The sequence below is a fragment of the Flavihumibacter sp. UBA7668 genome, from assembly GCF_002483205.1.
Lineage (GTDB): Bacteria > Bacteroidota > Bacteroidia > Chitinophagales > Chitinophagaceae > Flavihumibacter.
This window is the reverse complement of record NZ_DLHM01000007.1, coordinates 663,719-684,594: the sequence shown is the minus strand read 5'-3', so window position 1 is coordinate 684,594 and position 20,876 is coordinate 663,719. Positions and strand designations below refer to the sequence as shown.

The window sequence follows — 20,876 nt, the reverse complement described above, 5'->3', positions numbered from 1 at the left end:
AAATGAGTTTTCTTGAATCAGTAGCTACCCATTTATTCCGGCAATTCGGATCCTCCATTGCAGATTGTGCGATTATATTTCCGAATAAACGTCCGGCTACATATTTTCGCCAGCACCTTGGTAAACAGCTGGATACTCCTATCTGGAGTCCGGATATTTTTACCATTCATGAATTCATACAGGAGTCCACTCAGGGTTTACCGGCTGATCGGCTGCTTTGTTCATTTTTATTGTATGAATCCTACCGGGAGGTGTTGGAGAAAGAATTTGTTCAGGTGGTTCCCTATGAACGATTTTATCCATTAGGCGAAATCCTGCTCAATGATTTTACAGAGCTGGAATCCAATGTAGTTTCAATAAAGGACTTATACAGCAATTTGGCAGAATTGGCAGCCATTGATCAGGGATTGGATTATCTGACAGAGGAGCAATTAAACTATCTGCAGAATTTCTGGAAGAATTTTTCCGTGCAAAAACTGAGTCAGCAGAAAGAACGTTTTCTGCAATTATGGAAAAACCTGCCGGCAGTATTTGAGTTGTTTCGTGAAAAACTCAGGCAACGTGGATTGATTACAACAGGCATGATTTACAGGAGTCTGGTTGCAGGAGATTTTGATACGGATGATTTTCCCAACAAGTGGAAAAAACTGGTATTTGTTGGATTCAATGCATTAAACCGGGCGGAACTGCAGGTATTACAAAAATGGCAGGAAGAAGGAAGGGCCCTCTTTTATTTTGATACGGACATACATTATATAGAAGATGAATTACAGGAAGCCGGTCGTTTTCTTCGCCGCAATCTGGGTTTATTCAGAAACCAGCTTCCAATAGAAAATAGTATTCGAAGAAAAGACCGGCCGATCCAGTTGATTGCAGCTGAAGGAAATGCAGCCCAGGTACGTATGCTTCCGGCTTTATTAAAAGAAATCCCCTCCCTACTCGAAGAACCGGAGCAAACGGCGGTTTTACTCGCAGATGAAAATCAGTTATTACCTGTTTTGCATGCCCTGCCCGAATGGATTCAACAGGTGAATATCACGATGGGTTATGGGCTATTGCAATCACCTCTCTATTCGTTGATCCAAACAATGGTACATGTGCAGGAATCGCTGTTGCAAAACAAAGGTCGCTCCGTGTATTTTCGACCTTTACTGCAATTGGTACAGCATCCCTATTTATATAAAGTATCGGAAGCGAAAGAATTAGCCGAAGAGATACAACAAAAATCGCTGGTGAGTATTCCTGCTGCTGCCTGGGCAAAGCTCCAGGATATCCGCTTAAAAAAGGCAATGGAACTGGTCCAGCATCCGCTGGATCTGATTTCCATGGTACGGGAAGTTTTGGAAATGCAGGCAGCAGTACCTGAATTGGAAAGAAGTACGGAACTGGATACCCAGCTTATTCTGGCGGCCCAACTTCAACTAAACAGACTGGACGATCTTTTACGAAGTTTTCAGGAGGAATTAAGTATTTCTTTCGTTGGTGAAATCATGTTGCAAGTGATGCGGTCACAATCGGTTCCTCTGGAAGGAGAACCGTTGAAAGGCTTACAAATAATGGGATTGCTGGAAAGCCGGGCGCTGGATTTCAAAAACATTATACTGCTCAATGTAAACGAAGGGATCTTACCTAAAAAAGCAGCAGCGCCTACTTTTATTCCGGATAGTGTGCGAAGGGCTTATGGATTAAGTGTGCTGGAAAACCAGGATGCTATTTTCGCTTATGTATTTTACCGCTTGTTGCAGCGATCTGAAAAAATGACCTGTTTATATAATTCCACCGTGGATGAAAAAGGACTGGCAGAACAAAGCAGGTTTCTCACGCAGTTGGAATATGAAACAGATATTCCGCTACTAAAAAAAACGGTTCATTTACAGGTTGTACCCCAAGCCAAGCCACCTATCGTAATAGAAAAAGAGGAGGCTGTGATGAAAACCATGCGGAAGTACGCATCCGAAAAAATGATGCTCAGTCCCTCTGCAATTAATACCTACCTTGATTGTCGTTTGCGATTTTACTTTCAGCAGGTGCAATCGATCCGGGAGCCGGAAGAACTGGAAGAAGAAATTTCACCCCGGGTTTTGGGAAACCTGTTGCACCGGTCTATTGAATTTCTTTACCGTGGATTGGAAGAAAGGAAAAGCAGCAAATTGGTTGAACCGGATGATTTTGACTGGTTGCAGAGTCAGGTGGATCCGTATTTACAGGAAGCTCTTGGTCATGAACTGGCGAAGGATCGTACGCATCGGGTAGAATACACAGGCACCCTGAGAGTGGTGGAAGAAGTGGTGAGAACCTACCTGAAAGAAATTTTGAAACAGGATAAAGCCTGGGCACCGTTTACCCTGGTGGATCAGGAATTAAAAATTTCATTTCCCATTCCGGTGGAAGTGAATGGTGAAAACTGGACGATCCGGTTAGGCGGGTATATCGACCGGATTGATCAGAAAGAGGGGGTTTACCGGATTATAGATTATAAAACCGGTAGTGATAAAAAAGAATTTCGTTCAGTTGATACCCTGTTCATGCGGGATAGGGCCGATCGGAATAAAGCGGCGCTGCAAACCCTTTTGTATGCAGAATTGCTACGCCAGAAAATAATGCAGGTAGCAGGAAAGCCTGAGGGACAGGCGTTGAAAGAAGAGCAGGGAGAAAGAGACTGGATGCGCGAACAAAGGCAAGCACCGGCCGTGAATGCTGGTTTATATGATGTCCGTTCGATGCGGAAAGACGGGACCGATTTTGACTGGCGTTTTGTAGAATCCGGGATAAAATCAAAACTGGACAATCATCGCATCCGGGAAATGGTACCGGAGCTGATGAACCAATTACAGCAAACGGTAGAAGAAATTTTTAATCGCAATCAGCCATTTGATCAGACGACACGTCGGGAAAAATGCGAATATTGTCCTTATCAAAAAATCTGTGGAAGGTAAATTAGTAGTTGAATGGTATTAGTTCGGCATATCCCATTTTTAAAGGCAGTATTGCTGCACAGTCTGACTGCTTTTGGCGGTCCGCAGGGTCATTTCGGGATGATGCTGAAAACCTTTGTCCATGAGCGTAAAGATATTACCAATGAAGAGCTGCTGGATTATAATGCATTTTGTCAGATGCTGCCTGGTGCATCCTCCACCCAGGTACTGACACTGGTGGGGTATAAACGGGGAGGAATTCCATTGGCTATTCTAACCTTATTGGTTTGGATTTTTCCGGCCAGCCTTTTAATGGGAGCGCTTTCCTTTTTACTGCGCTATTTCAATAATAAGGAATTGCAGCATGATGTGTTTAAATACGTCGCGCCCATGACCATTGGGTTTCTTGCGTATGCATCAACTGTTGCTTTTAGGCTGGCGATCCATAATACAATAACCCGGGTTATACTCCTGGCCAGCGCAACCCTTAGTTTTGTTTTCTTTAAAATTCCCTGGATGATTCCGCTTTTGATTGTTGTAGGCGGGTTTGTGACCAATCTGAGTGATCGCCGCATTCCGCAGGCGGAAGGGAATCGCAAAAAAATCAAATGGGCCAATATCTGGTTATTTGTGTTGGTTTTTCTAATAGCCGGATTTGTTTCTGAATTGGCCCGTAAGAACGACTGGCAAAACCGTCGGCCGATCAACCTCTTTGAAAATACCTATCGATTTGGAAGCATTGTTTTTGGAGGCGGACAGGTATTGGTGGCCATGATGTACGAACAATTTGTAGTTCGTCCGGAATCAGAAAAAGTTATGCAGCGGAACCCGAATGTTTTACGCATAAACCGGGATGATTTTTATACGGGTGCCGGCATTGTAAGGGCTATGCCCGGACCGGTTTTTTCCATTTCAACCTATATGGGTGGTATTGCGATGAGTGACCGTGGTGCGGGCTGGCAGATACTTGGATGTATAATTGGTACGGTGGCAATATTCTTACCAAGTCTTTTGCTGGTACTATTCTTTTTTCCTGTCTGGAATAACCTGAAAAAATACGCTATTGTATTCCGGGCGCTGGAGGGAATCAATGCCTCGGTTGTTGGATTTCTGGTTGCTTCCACACTTTATATGTTGAAAGATATTCCGGTACCGGAATGGGCCGATCATGGCTGGATGAACCTGGCTGTTATTGTGGCAACCTGGCTGACACTTCATTATTCCCGACTCCCCTCCCCTGTAATTGTTATCGCCTGTTTATTGTTGGGGGTACTTATATAAAAATGCCCCTCTTTGAAAAGAGGGGCCACACCCAAAAAACCAACCTTGCGGTTTGAGAAAAATCTATGTATTTATTCGGCCTTGGTTTGGCCTTTACCTTCTTCAATCCATTTTTTAAGAATATCTGCAAATTTTTGTGCATCCGCATTATCCGGTTGTACAACCAGAATCTTTTCAAACCAACCCAATGCTGCTGGATAATCTTTCGTCACATTTGCTTCATAAGCGCCGAGGTAGCCGTATGCCTGAATCAGCAGACTCTTATTTTTTTCCTTATCGGCTTCTGCTATTTCAGCAACTTTTTTATAATCCGCTACAGCCAGACCCTGCTCCATGGTAGTGTCAATCTGTGCGCGGCTTTTAGCTCTCCAGTAAAAACCATACACCTGATCAGGATATTTCTCGGTGTATTTTCCAAAAACCGTATCTGCCTGATGGAATTCTGCAGCAGCATAGTGTGCTAATCCCCAGTTATACAGGTCGAGGTTATTGGGCTCGGGCTTTGTTGCGAAAATATTGGCCAGCCATTTTGCTTCTCCGCTCCGATCATTGTTTTCTTTATATAGCTGAGCCAATTGCTGCATGTATTCCAGCTTATAATTAACCACGGTATCGATGGAAATGGCTTTTTCCCATGCCTGTGCTGCCAATGAATCCTGCTCCATTTTTTTATACAATTTGGCTTGCAGGTCATAATCCTTGGCTACTACATTGCTATCTACTTCTTTAGCAAAATAGGTATTCAGTAATTCAAAGGCTTTGGTTGAATCACCTTTTGCATCATGACTATAGGCCAGCAATTTATACAGGCGGGGTCTTGTCTGGTCACCTTCTTTTTCAATGATTGCATTGGCACCTGAAATTGCTTCATCGTATTTAGCAGAAGCATACATGAGATCTGTTTTCATGTACTGGTGTTCAATGCTGGGATCGGTATGAGCCACATAAAGATCCAGATATTCCTTTGCTTTATTTACATCACGGAAATAATAGTAGTAGTAGAGTTCATAATAAGCAGCAGCAAATTTTGGATCAGCTGCAACTGCCTGATTGAAATATTTGAGGAACATCTCGCTATTCTGCTGGGTCATGTAAATTTTACCCAGATTATAGGCAGCCTGCGCATATTTTTCATCCATTAATAATGCTTCCATATAGGCTTTTGCTGCTTCACTGCCCTGGTTCAGTTTGCGATACGCATCTCCTCTTAATGTAACAGCTTCAGCATCCAGGCTTTTATCTTTAATCTGACTGATAAGCTGAATAGCAGTATTGGCATCACCTGCTTTATTTTCCACATGCGCGCGGGCAATTGCTTTCAATACCTCCACTTCAGTTTTACGATTGGCATCTTTCAGTGCCTGATCGAATTGTGCTTTTGCTTCGGCTGTTTGATTTTCAGCCAGCAATACGCTACCAAACGCTACTTTATTCAAAGGATGTGCACTCAGAATTTCTGCATTGGAATTCAACAGAGATTTTGCCTTGTCTACTTTTTTGTCTTCCAGATATACTTCAGCCAGCCAGTAATAGGCTTCTTTTTCCTGCGGAAGCACCTGCTGTAAAATCTGTTCTGCACTTTGAAGCCGATCGTGATACAGGTGTTGTTTTGCCTCCTCAATCGACTGGCCCATAGCGGAACAGGCCATAACCGTTAATCCAGCGATCAAAATTGTTCTCATTGTTACTCGTGTTTTGTATTTATTTAAACAGCCATCACCGGAATGCGCGAGGCTGAGAATAAAAAGCGTGAAAAAATAGCGTTTAATACTCCGGGTAATTCGGCTTCTTTACCTGGTTGTACCACAATCAGATCTGCATTTACACTTTCTGCATACTGTAGTGTGGTATTAGCAATATTCTCTCCGTTAACAGGGTGACATTCAATTGCCAGATCCGTATTATCACGAAGCAGCTGATACGATTTATAGAGATAGGAATTATCTTTTGACTCCTCCCCTTCCTGATTATCTTTTAATGCTACCAAATGGATTCTCGCATCATGGTATTGAGCCAGATAACTCGCAAACATGATTTTACGAAGCGGCAGTACATTGGTAACAGGTAATACGATATTTCTTATATGATGAATTGAGGTTGATTCTGGTATATTCAATATGGGGCACTGAATCTTTTTTGTTAGCCGGTTGATATTGATGCGGTTCAGCCATTTACTCCAGGCAAAGCGACGCCGGTAAGTGAGTATGGCCAGATCAATTTCATGTTTCATAGTAAAGGTTCGGATGGTTCGTTCCATTCCTCCTTCTGCCACATGACTGTAAATAAAACGACCCTTTTCCATCAGGGGAATATATTCTCCCTGCAAGGCCATCATCCTGCTGGTAGCCAAAGCTATCTGGTCTGATTTTACAGCAATTATCTGGTGAGAATTAATTGTAAAAGGTAAAACAGTAGGCTGTACAATATAAAGCAGATGAATATCGCATTTCAGTTCATTCGCCATTGGAATGATACTGTCCAGCACCTGTCTGCTTTTGTCAGAAAAATCGACCACAACCAATAACTGTTTTAATAGTTTTTCCATAATTGCCACTAGTTTGCGTATTGTAAAACTTTTGAGAAAGCAGGTTCATTAATTTCTCCGTCAGCTACAAAACGAACCAGATCATTAGTGGTACAAAAAGCGATACCAACACCAGCCTGTTCAATAATGCAGAGATCATTTTCACCATCTGCTACTGCAATGGAATTGTCCAATGGTATTTCGTAGCGTTTGGATAAATGCCGCAATGCATTGGTTTTACAAATCGGGTGCGTGCAACTACTTTCTTCATTATGATAGAAATAGGAAGGGATGCGAACTTCGCCGGTTGCTTTCCCTTCAAAATATTCCAGTTGGTTGGACAAACAGAAATCTGCCCCAATTTTGTTTTTTACATATTCTGTTATCAGATGGTAGCTATCACTGACAATGCCAACCAGATAACCTCTTTGCTTCAACATGGCAACCACCGACTGAATATCATCAATCATTGGAATCTCCGTTGCTGTTTGAAGCAGATCATCCATACTGAGCCCTTTTAACAGGAGCGAAACTCTTTTCGTGAAAGCGGACGCATCCTTTTCGTGTATGCGGATGATATCATACTCCTTACGGAACCCATATTTATCGGCGCATGCTTCAATAAAACTCCCTTTAAGAATGGTATGATCCATATCAAAAACAACCATCTTTTTCATGTGAATTACCTGGTCTTCCATCACCGATTTCATTTCGGAAGAAATCAGGTTCACGAGTTCGAGTTCGTTCAGATTTACGAGTTCGTTTTTCTGCCGCATGGCTTTCATGATGATCGCTCTTGTAACTTCCCGACTCATTTTTCCCAGTGCATGCCAGGGTTTGCTTTTGTTCTCTATATGTCCGATTGCTACTTCCTTTATACGTGCCCGCATTAAAAACATATCAATCAGGATCCCGATATCTACCCCATAGTCCTGAAAGAATTCAATTCTGGCAAAAAACTGTTTTCTGCCGGCTATCATTCCACTGAGGGGCTGACTGAAATGCGCAAGTCCCGGATAAAAAATGCTGAGGAGTGGTTTCGCTACCAATTCAGTTACACGGCCTGCATTCCTTGAAAAAGTGGCTTTTATAAAATCAGCCTCATCTTCAAGAAGTGGCTTGGCCAGCAGTTCGATGGTTTCTTGCGGATATTCTATATCCCCGTCCAGAAAAATAAGGTGTTCATTCCTGGCAGCCTGAATGCCTTCTTTCATTGAAATACCTTTTCCTCGTACAGCACTCAGGATTATTTCTGCTCCTGCTTCCTTTGCAAGTGCAACTGTATCATCCACCGACTGATCATCCACCACAATTACCTGGGATACTACCGGCTGCGAGAGACAGTAGCGCACCACCTGGGCAATTGTCTGCGCTTCATTCAGAGCGGGAATTATTATTGTTACCATAGTTGCACAAATTCAAGTCTTCAAATATGGTAATTGGGTATTAAGACCCGATTAAACTCGGATTAAAACCAAATTAAAAGGAGATTTTCTCAGCGAAACAAGGAAGCCGCGGGTAGAATTACGCGGAAAATAGTACCCTGACCTTCGGTACTATTAACCTCCAGCTGGCCTTTGTGCAAATTAATGATACGTTTAGCGAGTGCCAGCCCCAATCCAAATCCTTTTTGATGTGCTTTATTCGGAGATCTGTAAAATGGGAGAAAAATATGTTCTATTTCTTCCTGTGCAATGATGTCACCCTGATTGGAAATTTCGGTGATCAGTTCCTTTCCGGTGAATTTGAGTTTAATATGACTGGTATGATCCGGAGAATATTTACATCCGTTTTCAACTATGTTCTTTAAAGCGCTAAAGAGCAGGTCTGCATTCCCGAATACCATACACTTACTTTCATCATCGGGAAACTCTTCGAAGTTGAGTTGAATCTGATAAGACTGTGAAAGTTTTTGAACGGCGCCTGTTACTTTAAGGATAACTTCATCCAAACGGATTTCATCCAGCTCAATACTTCCCTTATGTCCCGTTTTTGCAATTTCCAGGAGGCTCTTGGTGAGCTGTCGCATTTGCTGTACATCTTCCTGGATGGATATCATTACCAACTTGTACTCTTCTTCTGATCGTTGCTTTTGCAAGGCAACTTCCAGCTGGGAGGAAATTGATGTGAGTGGTGTCGATAACTCATGAGAAGCATTGGAAATAAATCGCCGCTGGATGGTAAAGGATTCCTGCATTCTGTCGAGCAAATCATTAAATGTATTGGCAAGTTGGAATAGTTCATCCTGTCCGCTTCCTGCATCTATTCGTTGAGAAAGATTATGGGTTGAAATATTATTTACCTCTTCTATGATATTGGCAATTGGTTTGATTAATTGCCTTGAGAAAAGTGTTCCAATCAGTATACTCAACAATATACCTGCCACCATGGTAAGTGCAAGAATTTTTTTGAGATCAGATAACCATTTGTGACCGTCTGCATCATAGGCTGTTACAATGATAACAATGCTTTGCCGGCTTGTTTTCAGGAATTGACCAAATGCATCGCGATCACCAATTTTAAAGGAAAATTCTTTCTTTGATATGATATCATTTATGATTGATGGCTCAACAGAGAAGTCGTCCTCCGGTGCTGTGTTGAAGACATACAGTGGTTTCTTATCTACAGAAAAAATACGGATCGATTTTCTTGAAAAGAAGCGGGCATTACTGGCATCAATTTTCTGAAGTAATGCCTGGCTGGTATCTCCGAGGATAGTAAATAACTGTGAGGCATTATGTGCCCTTCCGGATAAACGTTGTTTGAAAACGGCGGATCGTTCGAGAGAAGAAAAATAATAAACGGAAAAGGAGGTGGCCAATAACAGTACTGTTACCAGAACCGAAAACAGCAGTGTTATTTTGATGCGTATCGTCAAATTAGGCGTTTTCTTTCAACACATAACCCATTCCTACCTGGGTATGAATGAGTTTTTGATCATAATCCCGATCGATTTTTTTCCGAAGGAAATTGACATACACATCAATTACATTGGTGCCCGTATCAAAATCGATATCCCAGACATTCAATGCTATATCAGCTCTCGATACCACCCTGTTTTTGTTCCGGATCATGTATTCCAGCAATTGAAATTCTTTGGCAGTCAGTTGAATTGGTTTCCCGGCTCTTGATACTTCTTTGCTATCAAGATTTATTACCAGGTCATTAATTCGAAGACTTTTACCAACCGGGGCTGCCTGTTGCGCCCGTTTAATCAATGCCCTGATCCGTACAACCAGTTCGGCAAAATCAAAAGGTTTTACAATATAATCATCTGCACCGGAATTAAACCCTTCAATCTTATCTTCTGTACTGCTGAGTGCAGTCAGCATCAGTACGGGTACCTGCTGGTTTACCCCGCGTATATGCTGAAGCAATTCATAACCGTTCATGCCGGGCAGGTTGATATCTAATAGTATCAGGTCATAATTTTGATTATCAAACAGGAGGCGGCCCGTATCACCGTCGCCGGCAATTTCAACCTGGTAGTTCTGTTCTTCCAGGCCTTTTTTCAGGGTCTCAGCGATTTTTTTTTCGTCTTCAACCAATAATATACTGATATCATGCATAATACTGTTGCAAGTAGTTCACCTGTAAAATTAGGCAGAATACCCTCTTGGCACCGTGCCCCAATAATTATAAATTGATTAAAAAGGGGTATCAGGGCAGCGCAGGTTGCCCAATTACTCTGAATCGACTGGTTTTCAATCTTGCTTCCAGCCAACTCCTGACCTGTTTGCTTTCCTGGAGGTTCAGCTTTCGGTTGAATTCGAGGTAAACGAGGGTAAGTGTATCAGATTTGTTTTCAGGTAAAACCAGGATCGCCTGCTCCATTGCCAGTCCCTTTATTTGGGGTTGTATGGCAACAGCTTCCGTAAACATGTTTTTTCGGTCCAATTCTGACTCTTTGTAGACCTTGAGCTGCGTTTCCAATTCCTGAATTCGTTCTGAGTTGGCTTTGGTCAATTCAGTGCCCTGGTCCTCTTTTGTGAGGGTTGCTTTCAGCATTGCAATTCTTGAACTATCGGTAATCCCAATTTGTCGGATATTGATTTCCGTTCCTGCCAGTTCGTATTTCGGTAACTGCTCTTTCCTTGCATTGATGATACTATCCGGTACGGTAATTCCCACATATACCAATTCCAACTTATGAAGCGAGGGATCAATTTTCTGTCTGAGCAGGGTAGCTTCATTAAATTGCATTTCATGCTCAATAAAACGAATGGCGTTCTTTGTATAAATATTCTTTTCAACCTGCCGATAGGCAAAATAGATGCTTGGTAATAAGGTGAGCAGTGTGATGATCCAGATATAGTTTCTTACACGGATTCTTTCTGAATCATTTATGTATTTGACTTTTGGAAAATTCAGAAAACGAACAATCAGGATTACAGAAAGACTGATAAATACGCTGTTGATAATAAACAGATAAAAAGCACCCAGGAAAAACTGCCACTGTCCGGTTGCAATTCCATATCCAGCTGTACATAAGGGTGGCATCAGTGCGGTAGCGATGGCCACCCCGGGAATTACATTACTCTTTTCTTTTCTCGTACCTGCTACCACTCCGGCCAGTCCGCCAAAAAGTGCAATCAGCACATCGTATAGAGTGGGGGAAGTTCGAGCAAGCAATTCAGATTGTGCATCGCTGATCGGACTCAATAAAAAATAGATGGTGGAAGTACAGATACTTATAACCGCAGCGATGCCCAGGTTTCTCAACGCACGTTTTACCAGTTGGAAGTCGTTGATGCTGATACCCAAACCAAAACCCATAATCGGACCCATCAGCGGAGAAATAAGCATCGCACCAATGATTACTGCAGTGGAGTTAACATTGAGTCCGATGGAGGCGATGAAAATGGCAAATATGAGAATCCAGAGATTGGTTCCTTTAAAATCGACATTTCGTTTGAAAGATTCAATGCTCTCTTCCGGAGGTGCCGCATCACCATGCAAATTAAACCGATCCCACAAAAACCATTTAATAAACCGACTTGCTGTACTCATATCAATAACTTTTATTTCACCTCTCACCTCTCACCTCTCACCATTCACCATTTATGTATATAAATCCGCCTGATTGGCCAGTGCCTCTCTGTACTTTTCAAATATACTGGTCTTGGAAAGGAACCCTAAAAACTCCTTTTCTGTATTCAGCACGGGCAGGTACCAGCTTTGGGTAATATCCATTTTTTCCATCACTTTTTTCATGGAATCATCGGGTGTAATCAGGGCTGGCGCTTTCTTCACATAGGTTTTAATCTTTGTTTCAGATAATCCGACCGGATCAAATAATCTCCCTTTCAAATCATTCAATTCCACAATTCCGGTAAATCGGTTGTCCTTATCAGTTACAGCAAACAGGTTTCTGTTGGATGTATTGATAAGACCTACCAGGTCTGCCAGACTCTGATCAATTTGGATGGTATCATATAATTCAAGCCGGAAATCGGCTACTTTCAACTGACTGAGTATATTATCCTCTTTGCGGTGGGTGAAGATTCTACCTTCCATGGCAAGTTGTTTGGTTTCCATGGAATAGGGTTCATAGTGTTTTACTATGAAGAACGAAATAGCAGAAACCAGCATCAGCGGAATAAACAATTCATACCCATTGGTAATTTCAGCAATCAGGAAGATGGCGGTCAACGGACAATACATCACGCCACTGAGCACACCTGCCATTCCAACCAGACTGAAATTGGCTTCCGGCAATTGCAGCCATTTGGTATTATTGGCGAGGCGCGAAATAAAAAAGCCAAGATAAGCGCCCACAAAAAGTGATGGGGCAAAATTTCCTCCATTACCACCGCCCCCCAGTGTAATTCCGGTTGCAACCGGTTTCAATAATAGAATGGCTCCGGCGAAAAATAAGAAGCCCCAATCATTCAGATAATCGCGCCCGATAAACTTTTCCACCACGCCCTGCGGATTGCCACTTGCGAGCAATGAAATGGTATTGTATCCTTCACCAAATAAAGGTGGAAATACGGCCATTAAAACAACGAGGAAGAGTCCGGCAAGGATTGCTCTGTGATAAGGCCGGGGATGCAGCGCATGCATCTTTTTTTCCGTTCCTTTAAAAACCCGGGCATAATACAAGGATATAAATCCGGCTGCAAAGCCTAACAAAATATAAAAGGGAACATTGTTATAATCAAATGCTTCACGTAATCGGAAATTGAATAAAATAGATTCCTGTAAAATAATTCTTGAGCAAAGTGCGCCGGTTACTGCTGCAATCATCAGCGGAATAAAATAGCTGACAATGGTTTCTGTCAGCAATATTTCGATGGCAAAAATTACACCGGCAATTGGCGCATTAAACACAGCTGCAATTCCGGCTGCTGCACCACATGCCAGCAGCAGACTTCTCTCCCTGTATTCCATTCCATGTATCCGGCCGGTATTGGAACCAATGGCAGAGCCGGTTGCTACAATCGGAGCTTCCAGTCCGGCTGAGCCACCCAATCCCACTGTAAAGGCACTGGTGATTATATGTTTATAGGAATCAGATAAAGGGATGAAAGCACTTTTTCCGGCAATGCTGCGCAATACCATTGCTACTCCCTTTTCTATATAACCATGAAAAAATCGATTGGTAAGAAAGACGACAATCAACAAACCCAGGGTAGGGAAAAACAGGTAGATCCAGTCGTTTTTTACCGGCCGATTGATCCACTCCTGCAGGAAATGAACAAAGGTCTTTAATAGCACGGCAGATAAGCCTGCAATCAATCCAGTTATTACTGCAACAAACATCATGTATTGCAGCCGGTTTAACCGTTGGCGCAGGTAAGTCAGTAAATATTTATAAAGCAGTACAATTTTTTTCATGTGCATGAATAAATTATACAAGGCTTAGTTTTTCAACCGCTGCTTCCAACGTTTCTTTTTTCTTTGCAAAGCAAAAACGGATGTATGGGCTCGGTTTTGCAACCTGGTAAAATGCAGAAACCGGAATTGTAGCAACGCCATGGTTCAGGGTAAGCTGCCGGGCAAATTCCAGATCGCCCTGCTCGCTTATTCGATCATAGCCTGCGCAACAAAAGTAACTACCTTTTGACGGAAGAAGCGTAAAACGGGTGGATTTCATTAATTCCACGAAATAATCTCTCTTTTCCTGAATGAAATGACCCAGTTGCAGATAACTGGACCGGTCCTTTAAAAATTCGGTTATGCCTACCTGTGAAGGTGTATGTACGCTGAAGCAATTATACTGGTGAATTTTTCTGAACTCTTCCATCAGGTTTTGTGGTGCAACACAGTAACCGATTTTCCATCCCGTGCAATGAAAAGTTTTTCCAAAGGAAAAACAGGCAAAGCTTCGTTGAAACAGAGCCGGGTACCGAAGAACAGATTGATGCAATGCGCCATCAAAAATAAGGTGTTCATATACTTCGTCGCTAATCAGATAGAGTTGATATTGAACAACCAGTTCCTGCAATATCAACATATCTGATTCTGACCAGATGGTTCCGGTTGGATTATGCGGACTATTTATGATTATTGCTTTGGTACGGTGATTTAATTCTTTGCGAATAGATTCCCAGGGAATGGAAAAATCTGATGGATTCAGCGGAACAAGAATGGGTTTGGCATTATTGGCCAGAATATTCGGCACATAACTGTCATAGGCGGGTTCCAGTACAATAACTTCATCACCCGGCTGAAGAATGGTGGTTAATGCAGTGAAAATGGCATAAGTGCCACCAGGAGTTATGGTGATTTCTGTATCCGGATGAATGCTTTGGTGGTAGAGGAAATTTATTTTTTCTGCAAGAACCTCGCGCAAGGGCAGCCATCCCGCCATTGGTGCGTATTGGTTGAACCCCTTTTGCATAGCTGTGTTTACTGCATTGGTAAGCGTTGAATCCATAGGGAAATCAGGAAAACCCTGGCCCAGGTTAATCGCATGGTGTTCTGCTGCAAGCGAACTCATGGTAGTAAAAATCGTGGTTCCTTTACCGGGAAGTTTGGAAACTATTGGCTGCATCTGCCAAAGATAGGGGCCAAAAAAATAGAGTCCCGTGAAGGACTCTACAAGGACCACCCTAAAACCTGCATGAAGAAAGAGGTTTTACAATCCGCTGCTAACAGACTGCATGCTGAAGATACATCAGGCTGTTCTGCATTGGAGGGTACTAGTATGAGTTTATGTGGTAGTTTTTAATCATTTGAAGAATTTGCCTTATCCCGGTAGTCAGAAGGACTGATTCCCACCTGATGCCGGAAAAATTTCGCAAAATTGGAATTGTCCTTGAAATGAAGGTAGTAAGCAACTTCAGCTACGGTCATATCGGTATTTTTCAATAGCGATTGAGCTTCCAGAATCAGGCGCTCCCTAACCAGTTGTGCGGCGGTTTTACCGGTTTGCTGTTTCAACAGATTGCTTAAATAAGTTGGGTGCAGGTGCAATTCATTGGCCACATATTTAAGGGTGAGTGGCTTATCCATTTTGCCTTTATTCAACTCAATGAAATAGGTGTTCAGTGCCTGCAGGAAATTATTCAATGTAGTGTCTTTTCCTCCTGAATTGGGCAGTGCTGAATCTGACAGCGCATCCTTACATTCATACAGGAAAATGTTGAGGTAGTGGTATAACATCTTAAAGCGTTCGGGGTGATTGCTTCGAAGAAGATTATACATCGCTTCCAGATGCTGGTGCAATTTCATTAAACGGCTTCCTTCCGGCTTAAACAATACGCCGTTTTCGGTATGGAAATAACGGAACTCACGGAAAATGTATTCGCCCTGTGGGTATTGAAAGATAAAATCCGGGGTAAAGAATAATAACAGACCGTTCCATTTTTCAATATTCATATATTGGCGGATATGCCAGGGAGAGGTAAAATAAATCTGGTTTCCGGTAACATCATATACTTCGTTGGAGATGCTTAGTTTAAATTCTGCATCGGTTACGATTCCAACTACAAAAGCATTGAGTCGAAAAGGACTGCTTGATGCGTCCTGCAGCCGGATCGGAATATCTTCAAATCGAAGAATATCAAAATAAGGCGAATTGGGTTCCAGCGCGCTGGTATCGCGAAAGGATTCTACCAGGTTTTCGTAGTAAGCAACCTGCTTTTGCATTTCTCTGTAAGGTTTAATAAGGTTCTGTATTTATCAGGCCAAAATGGCTGTAGCTTCTATTTCAATCAGGTATTCCGGAGATATAAGTGCACTTACCTCCACCATGGTGGTGCATGGTTTGATGGATCCAAAAAACTCTCCATGCGCACGGCCATATTCTTCCCATCGGCTTATATCAGTAACATAAAGCCTTGTTCTTACCACGTCCTTTAAGCCGGCACCTGCCTGCTCCAGGATTCTGGAAATTTTCTGAATAATGAATCGGGTTTGTTGGTAGGCATCGTCTTCACCCACCAGCTCATTGTGTTCATTGATGGCAACAGTTCCTGTTACTTCGATGGTATTTCCGACTTTAACAGCCCGGCTGTACCCAACAATGTCTTCCCAGGGGGCCCCTGAGGCGTAGTTGTATCTGGTCATTGGATGCGGTTTCTGGAATTGGTCCACTGCAATGTTAACTGTAAAAAGAAAATGCCATGACTTTTCAGGTCATGGCATTTTGTTAATTTTTATGAGTGGTAAAAGAATTTAGAGGTATTTCTCCCCTTTTTTTCGTTTTACTTCATTTACGTACTCTTTTATTTCCTGTTCCTTGTCCTTTTTGCAGATCATCAATACATCATTGGTATCTACTACTATGTGATCGTCCAATCCCTGCAGGAGCACCAGTTTTTCATTGGGTACATGCACCATACATTTGGTGGCATCAATCACCACCACATTATTTCCTGCAACGGCGTTTTCCAGGTAATCCTTCTCAAAATTATCGTAGGCACTGTTCCAGGTACCAAGGTCGCTCCAACCAAATGAAGAGGGGATAACATACACATTATCAGCTTTTTCCATTATTCCAAAGTCAATTGAGATATTGGTGCACTGGGGATAAATGGCATCCAGCGCGGGCTTTTCATCCACCGTATTGAATTTGTCTTTTTCGGCAACAAAGACCTCAAACATTTCGGGCAGGTATCTTTCAAAAGCTGTCAGAATGTTTTTAACCTGCCACACGAAAATGCCCGCATTCCAGAGAAATTCCCCGCTGGCAAGGAAGGTTTTCGCCAGTTCCAGATTGGGTTTTTCAGTGAAGGTTTTAACCTTATACACATTATCCGTTACTGCATGCTGTTCAAACTGGATATATCCATAGCCGGTATTTGGATGGGTTGGTTTTATACCCAGGGTAATGAACGCATTGTGTTTGTTCACAAAACTCAGGGCTTCCAGACAAACCTTACGGAAAGCGGTATTATCCAGGATCAGGTGGTCAGATGGCGCAACAATCAGGCTGGCCAGCGGATCCATCTGCATCAGTTTAAAGGAAATATAGGCAATGCAGGGGGCAGTATTTTTGCGAGAAGGTTCTCCTAGAATATTGGCTACCGGCAAATCGGGCAGTTGTTCTGCTACGATGCCGGAATACTCTTCGGATGTAACCACGAAAATGTTCTCTTTAGGGATAAAATCGGCAAAACGGTCATAGGTCCACTGGATCAGGGTCTTACCCGTATTCAGGATATCCAGAAACTGTTTCGGGTAATTGGTGCGGCTCATTGGCCAGAAGCGGCTTCCGATTCCGCCGGCCATGATGGCCACATAGTGATGTTTGTTCATTATAAAAGGCCTTCTTTTATTAGGTCGTGTAAATGTAAAACGCCGAGATAGTGCTGATTGGGGTCCACCACTACCAATTGTGTAATATCGTGTTTTCGAAGGAGATCAAGTGCTTCAATTGCCATTGCCGTTGGTCCGATCTGCTTAGGGTTGCGGGTCATGATATTTTCAGCATGTATGGCAACCAGGTCGGATTCTTTTTCCAACATTCGGCGCAGGTCTCCGTCTGTAATAACACCCAGCACCCGTTCTTCATTGTCAATTACCGCAGTAACTCCAAGTCGGCTACCTGAAATTGAAACAATGATTTCTTTGAGTTTGGCATCCGGCGAAATTGCGGGCCGCTGGTTTTGAACATAGAGATCCTTTACCCTCAGATAAAGTCGTTTACCCAGATTGCCACCGGGGTGGAATTTGGCGAAATCGGCTCCATTAAAACCCCGCATTTCCATCAGACAAACAGCCATCGCATCGCCCATTACCATCTGCGCCGTAGTGCTGCTGGTGGGAGCCAGGTTATTTGGACAGGCTTCTTTGGATACCGTTGTGTTCAAAACAAAATCAGCCTGGAGAGCTAAAAAGGACTGGGTTTGTCCAACCATCCCAATCAGTTTGTTGCCAAAGTTTTTTATCAGAGGCACCAGCACTTTTATCTCCGGACTCTCGCCACTTTTACTGATAATCAATACGATATCATTCTCCTGGACCATGCCCAGATCGCCATGAATGGCATCAGCCGCATGCAGGAAAACAGCCGGCGTACCGGTAGAATTGAGCGTAGCTACAATCTTTTGCGCAACGATGGCGCTTTTTCCTATTCCGCTGATTACCAGTCTGCCCTGGCACTCGTATACCGCCTGAACTGCCTGAACAAAATCTTCGTTCAGAAAGGCCAGTAATCCGGCTATGGAACTGGCTTCCAGTTCAATTGTGCGACGGCCAATGGCCAGAATTTGATCCGTATTCATAAATGGCGGCACAAAAATAGGAGATTTGCCCAAGGACCACCCTTTATTAACAAATTAGGGTGTTTTTCCCCCCGCTTTTTTTGTAATTTCGCCGTCCTTTGAAAATGCGCCACTACCACTGCCAGTTTTTCGTTAACTTATGAGGGTTCAGCTTCAAGTGAGTTTGAAAATATACGTACATGTCAACATCATCAAAACCCCGGAAAACCCCTGCTAAAAAAGCAAGTATCAAACCGGAAATAGTTAAAGCACCAGCGGTGCCGCATAATGCTGATTTATCTCTTTCTGAATCATTACAGGAATATTTCGGGTTCAATAAGTTTAAGGGTTCGCAGGAAGCGATTATTCAAAACCTGATGGCTGGCCGCGACACGTTTGTGATTATGCCAACCGGAGGCGGAAAAAGTCTTTGTTACCAATTGCCGGCGATGATTATGCCGGGTGTGGCTATTATTGTATCTCCCCTTATTGCCTTAATGAAAAACCAGGTGGATCTGGTTCGGGGATACAGCAGCAAAGACGATGTGGCACATTTTCTGAACTCTACCTTAACTAAGAAAGAAATCCGGGAAGTGCATGCTGATTTACAGCAGGGCCATACCAAGATGCTCTATGTGGCTCCGGAAACCCTGACCAAAGCAGAAAACCTGGAACTGTTTCGCGATCTGGAGATCAGTTTTTTTGCGGTGGATGAGGCCCATTGTATTTCAGAATGGGGGCATGATTTCAGACCCGAATATCGAAGGCTGCGGGAAATGATGGATGTCATCAATGAAAAAGTACCTGTCATCGCGCTAACTGCTACGGCTACCCCAAAAGTGCAGAGTGATATTGTGAAGAACCTGGGCTTGCGTAATCCGGAGATCTTTATTTCTTCTTTTAACCGCACCAATCTTTATTACGAAATCCAGCCGAAGATCAAAAAGGATCAGACGATCCGGAACATGGTCAAGTATATAGTGCAGAATAAAGGGAAAAGCGGGATAATTTATACGCTTAACCGGAAAACTACGGAAGAGCTGGCGGAAGTGCTGGTTGCAAATGGAATTAAGGCGGTTGCTTACCATGCGGGACTTGATTCCAAATTGAGGGCAGAACGTCAGGATAAGTTTCTGAATGAAGATACCCAGGTAATTGTGGCTACCATCGCTTTTGGTATGGGAATCGATAAGCCGGATGTACGGTTTGTGATTCACTATAATATTCCGAAAAGTATTGAAAACTATTATCAGGAAACGGGCCGTGCCGGTCGGGATGGACTGGAAGGGCATTGTATCCTGTATTACTCTCATAAAGATGTGGCCAAGCTCGAACACCTGATGCGCGATAAGCCATTAAGTGAACGTGAAGTGGGTGCTCAACTGATTAATGAAACCGTTGCATATGCAGAAAGCGGTGTATGCCGCAGAAAAATTCTGCTGAGTTATTTTGGTGAAGTATGGGAACAGGAAAATTGTGGTGGCTGCGATAACTGTAAACATCCAAAAGAGCAGGTAGAAGCCAAAGACGATGCGGCGAAAGTGCTGAAGCTGGTGAAAAAACTGGATGAAAGCTTTGCTACGGATTATACCGTTAATGTAATGATTGGACGCATGACTCCGCAGATTCAGATGTATCGCCATAATGGCCTGGATGAATTTGGTTTAGGTAAGGATCAGCCCGATCATTATTGGGCAACCCTGATTCGGCAGTTGCTGTTGGCCGGAATGCTCACCAAGGATATTGAAGAATATGGTGTATTGAAATTGTCCAAAGCAGGAGAAACCTTCATGAAGAAACCGAAGAGTTTCAAAATTGTATTGAACAATTTATATGAAGATGCGAATGAAGATGATGAGGAAGCCATTGAAACCGGTGGTGGTCCTGTTTCTGCAACAGATGAAAAACTGTTTGAACTGCTGAAGGAATTGCGTCAGAAAGAAGCCAAGAAAAAAGGCCTACCTCCTTTTGTGATTTTCCTGGAAACATCCTTGCAGGATATGGCAACGCTTTATCCAACAGCTGTTGCGGATCTGGATAAATGTCAGGGAGTGAGCAAGGGAAAAGCGATCCGCTATGGTAAGCCTTTTGTGGAGCTGATTGCAAAATATGTGGAAGACAATAATATTGAGCGGCCGGATGATTTTGTGATGAAGAGTGTGGTGAACAAAAGCGGCCTCAAGGTTTATATAATTCAACAGACAGATAAAAAGATTCCACTCGAAACAATTGCAAAGAATAAGGAACTGCGATTAGATACGCTTTTGGAAGAGATGGAAACCATCGCTGCCAGTGGTACCAAACTGAACCTCGATTATGCAATTGATGAAATGCTGGATGAGTATGATCAGGAAGAAATTCTCGACTATTTCAAGAGTTGCGAAACCTCTTCCCTGCAGGTAGCACAGGAGGAAATGGCAGACAGCAATTACTCCTGGGAGCAGCTCAAAATAATGCGCATCAAATTCCTCGCCCAATACGGCATGTAATCTCCTTTCCACC

At 43.0% G+C, this 20,876-nt stretch carries 15 protein-coding genes; 3 read left to right on the top strand and 12 right to left on the bottom strand.

The features are described from left to right. The first annotated feature begins 2 nt into the window (after window positions 1–2). Window positions 3–2,936: a PD-(D/E)XK nuclease family protein gene (locus B2746_RS20420; RefSeq protein ID WP_290798332.1), complete on the top strand. Its 2,934-nt coding sequence runs from the start codon at window positions 3–5 to the stop codon at window positions 2,934–2,936. A 12-nt stretch (window positions 2,937–2,948) separates the two neighbouring features. After that, a complete protein-coding gene (chrA, locus tag B2746_RS20415) occupies window positions 2,949–4,196 on the top strand; it encodes a chromate efflux transporter (protein WP_290798330.1) in 1,248 nt (415 codons plus the stop codon). Window positions 4,197–4,267: 71 nt separating this feature from the next. Here chrA and B2746_RS20410 read toward each other — a convergent pair whose 3' ends face one another. The 12 genes from B2746_RS20410 to B2746_RS20355 form a co-directional block, all read right to left on the bottom strand. Then, a complete protein-coding gene (locus B2746_RS20410) occupies window positions 4,268–5,878 on the bottom strand; it encodes a tetratricopeptide repeat protein (RefSeq protein WP_290798328.1) in 1,611 nt (536 codons plus the stop codon). A gap of 23 nt (window positions 5,879–5,901) precedes the next feature. Then, complete coding sequence (locus B2746_RS20405) at window positions 5,902–6,741, bottom strand: universal stress protein (protein ID WP_290798325.1); 840 nt, start codon at window positions 6,739–6,741, stop codon at window positions 5,902–5,904. Between the two features lie 8 nt (window positions 6,742–6,749). Beyond that, window positions 6,750–8,126: an HAD-IB family phosphatase gene (locus tag B2746_RS20400; protein WP_290798322.1), complete on the bottom strand. Its 1,377-nt coding sequence runs from the start codon at window positions 8,124–8,126 to the stop codon at window positions 6,750–6,752. A gap of 89 nt (window positions 8,127–8,215) precedes the next feature. Then, complete coding sequence (locus tag B2746_RS20395; protein ID WP_290798320.1) at window positions 8,216–9,598, bottom strand: sensor histidine kinase; 1,383 nt, start codon at window positions 9,596–9,598, stop codon at window positions 8,216–8,218. A gap of 1 nt (window position 9,599) precedes the next feature. Then, window positions 9,600–10,289, bottom strand: a complete 690-nt coding sequence (locus B2746_RS20390; RefSeq protein WP_290798318.1) for a response regulator transcription factor — start codon at window positions 10,287–10,289, stop codon at window positions 9,600–9,602. A 91-nt stretch (window positions 10,290–10,380) separates the two neighbouring features. Beyond that, window positions 10,381–11,730 (bottom strand): TIGR00341 family protein, encoded by a 1,350-nt coding sequence (locus B2746_RS20385; RefSeq protein ID WP_290798315.1) that lies wholly within the window; start codon window positions 11,728–11,730, stop codon window positions 10,381–10,383. A gap of 51 nt (window positions 11,731–11,781) precedes the next feature. Beyond that, window positions 11,782–13,560: a chloride channel protein gene (locus B2746_RS20380; protein WP_290798313.1), complete on the bottom strand. Its 1,779-nt coding sequence runs from the start codon at window positions 13,558–13,560 to the stop codon at window positions 11,782–11,784. A 13-nt stretch (window positions 13,561–13,573) separates the two neighbouring features. Next, window positions 13,574–14,719: a methionine aminotransferase gene (locus B2746_RS20375; protein WP_290798310.1), complete on the bottom strand. Its 1,146-nt coding sequence runs from the start codon at window positions 14,717–14,719 to the stop codon at window positions 13,574–13,576. A gap of 173 nt (window positions 14,720–14,892) precedes the next feature. Beyond that, entirely contained in the window at window positions 14,893–15,816 is a 924-nt protein-coding gene (locus tag B2746_RS20370) for a helix-turn-helix domain-containing protein (protein ID WP_290798307.1), read from the bottom strand. Window positions 15,817–15,849: 33 nt separating this feature from the next. Then, window positions 15,850–16,236 (bottom strand): RidA family protein, encoded by a 387-nt coding sequence (locus B2746_RS20365; protein ID WP_290798304.1) that lies wholly within the window; start codon window positions 16,234–16,236, stop codon window positions 15,850–15,852. A gap of 108 nt (window positions 16,237–16,344) precedes the next feature. Beyond that, window positions 16,345–17,427 carry a mannose-1-phosphate guanylyltransferase gene (locus B2746_RS20360; protein ID WP_290798301.1) on the bottom strand — a complete coding sequence of 361 codons (1,083 nt, stop codon included), beginning with the start codon at window positions 17,425–17,427 and terminating at the stop codon, window positions 16,345–16,347. Beyond that, complete coding sequence (locus tag B2746_RS20355; protein ID WP_290798299.1) at window positions 17,427–18,395, bottom strand: KpsF/GutQ family sugar-phosphate isomerase; 969 nt, start codon at window positions 18,393–18,395, stop codon at window positions 17,427–17,429. Before B2746_RS20355 ends, B2746_RS20360 begins: the two co-directional genes overlap by 1 nt. 179 nt (window positions 18,396–18,574) lie before the next feature. On the opposite strand from B2746_RS20355, the gene recQ reads away from it, so the two are divergent. Continuing rightward, a complete protein-coding gene (gene recQ, locus B2746_RS20350) occupies window positions 18,575–20,863 on the top strand; it encodes a DNA helicase RecQ (protein ID WP_290798297.1) in 2,289 nt (762 codons plus the stop codon). Window positions 20,864–20,876 lie beyond the last annotated feature (13 nt).

Coding starts and splice junctions, on each gene's coding strand:
- chrA (WP_290798330.1), top strand. CDS start 2,949: ATGGTATTAGTTCGGCATATCCCATTTTTAAAGGCAGTATTGCTGCAC.
- B2746_RS20375 (WP_290798310.1), bottom strand. CDS start 14,719: ATGCAGCCAATAGTTTCCAAACTTCCCGGTAAAGGAACCACGATTTTT.
- B2746_RS20380 (WP_290798313.1), bottom strand. CDS start 13,560: ATGAAAAAAATTGTACTGCTTTATAAATATTTACTGACTTACCTGCGC.
- B2746_RS20420 (WP_290798332.1), top strand. CDS start 3: ATGAGTTTTCTTGAATCAGTAGCTACCCATTTATTCCGGCAATTCGGA.
- B2746_RS20390 (WP_290798318.1), bottom strand. CDS start 10,289: ATGCATGATATCAGTATATTATTGGTTGAAGACGAAAAAAAAATCGCT.
- B2746_RS20365 (WP_290798304.1), bottom strand. CDS start 16,236: ATGACCAGATACAACTACGCCTCAGGGGCCCCCTGGGAAGACATTGTT.
- B2746_RS20405 (WP_290798325.1), bottom strand. CDS start 6,741: ATGGAAAAACTATTAAAACAGTTATTGGTTGTGGTCGATTTTTCTGAC.
- recQ (WP_290798297.1), top strand. CDS start 18,575: ATGTCAACATCATCAAAACCCCGGAAAACCCCTGCTAAAAAAGCAAGT.
- B2746_RS20410 (WP_290798328.1), bottom strand. CDS start 5,878: ATGAGAACAATTTTGATCGCTGGATTAACGGTTATGGCCTGTTCCGCT.
- B2746_RS20385 (WP_290798315.1), bottom strand. CDS start 11,730: ATGAGTACAGCAAGTCGGTTTATTAAATGGTTTTTGTGGGATCGGTTT.
- B2746_RS20370 (WP_290798307.1), bottom strand. CDS start 15,816: ATGCAAAAGCAGGTTGCTTACTACGAAAACCTGGTAGAATCCTTTCGC.
- B2746_RS20400 (WP_290798322.1), bottom strand. CDS start 8,126: ATGGTAACAATAATAATTCCCGCTCTGAATGAAGCGCAGACAATTGCC.
- B2746_RS20360 (WP_290798301.1), bottom strand. CDS start 17,427: ATGAACAAACATCACTATGTGGCCATCATGGCCGGCGGAATCGGAAGC.
- B2746_RS20355 (WP_290798299.1), bottom strand. CDS start 18,395: ATGAATACGGATCAAATTCTGGCCATTGGCCGTCGCACAATTGAACTG.